This window comes from Oceanobacillus luteolus (assembly GCF_023715655.1).
In the GTDB taxonomy this organism is placed as follows: Bacteria; Bacillota; Bacilli; order Bacillales; family Amphibacillaceae; genus Oceanobacillus; species Oceanobacillus luteolus.
The window spans coordinates 1-1288 of sequence record NZ_JAMBON010000119.1 but is presented as its reverse complement, the minus strand read 5'-3'; the positions used below and the strand labels follow the sequence as shown (position 1 = coordinate 1288).

The following is a 1288-nucleotide window of genomic DNA, read 5'->3' as shown; positions in this document are numbered from 1 at the left end:
TAGACTAACACAATAAAATGAGACAATAAAAAACACCTTCGAAATGGTATAATCAAACCAATACTAATTCGGAGGTGTTTTTGCGTGGGCAAAAACGTTTATTCTAGTGAAGTTAAATGGGCGGTTGTAAAAGATAAAATGAGTGGTGAACTAACAAATAAAGAGATTATGGAAAAGTACGGCATTAAAAATGTTTCACAAATTAAAACATGGATGAAATGGTATAGAGAGAACCAAATTCACCGATTTGATCAACCAATAGGTAAACAGTATTCCTATGGTCATGGCCCTGAATGGAAAAGTGAAGAGGAAAAGAAAAATGCACAAATAGAACATTTACAGATGGAGAATGAGATTTTAAAAAAGTATTTAGAAGTGAAAAAGGAGTTGAGAAAGAAGTAGTTTTACGACTGGTGGATAAATTCCGAGAAAGATATACAGTAACGGCTATTTTATCTGCATTAGGAGTGGCGAGATCAACGTTTTATCGATGGACGAAAGAACCATTAAAGCCTATGACAGAAGCCGAGTTAGCCATTAAATCTCTTTGCCAAGAGAATAAATATCGTTATGGACATCGGAAAATAACTAAATTACTTAAAAAGAATTATAATATAAAATTACACCGAAATACTGTACAACGTATTATGCAAAAATTAAATTTGCAGTGTCGAGTTAAACCGAAACGAAGATGGAAATCACAAGGTGAGACGGTTATAATCGCACCCAACTTGCTTGAAAGAGACTTCACTGCATCGAAGCCAAACGAGAAGTGGGTTACAGATATTACTTATATACAATACGGTACCAGTACATTATATCTATCAACTATTCTGGATTTATATAATAACGAAATAGTTGCATATAAACTTTATGATCATCAGCAGACACCATTAGTCATTGACACACTAAAAGATGCTTTAGAATCAAGAGGAAATCCAAATGGAGTTATCATTCATTCTGATCAAGGAAGCGTGTATACATCTTATGCATATCAACATCTAGTCAAAGAAATGAATTTAGTTAGTAGCATGTCTAGGCGAGGAAACTGCTGGGATAATGCGGTTATTGAATCATTCCACTCTAATATTAAGTCTGAAGAGTTTCAGTATGTAAAACATAATTCATTATCACTTTACGAAGTTAGAAGTCGTGTAGATATATTTATGAAGCATTATAATGAAGAGCGTATTCAAGAAAAATTAGGCTACCAATCTCCAATAGAATTTCGTGGAATGGCAGCCTAAGAAGGTGTTTTATTATTGTCTCAAATTGCTATGTCAGTCTA

At 33.5% G+C, this 1288-nt stretch carries 1 protein-coding gene; it reads left to right on the top strand.

All coding sequences use genetic code 11. The annotated features are described in order from the left end of the window. Positions 1–84 precede the first annotated feature (84 nt). A protein-coding gene (locus M3210_RS19955) for an IS3 family transposase (protein WP_251518032.1) occupies positions 85–1247 on the top strand; the annotation gives its coding sequence in 2 pieces (ribosomal slippage) (positions 85–391 and positions 391–1247; 1164 coding nt in all). Positions 1248–1288 lie beyond the last annotated feature (41 nt).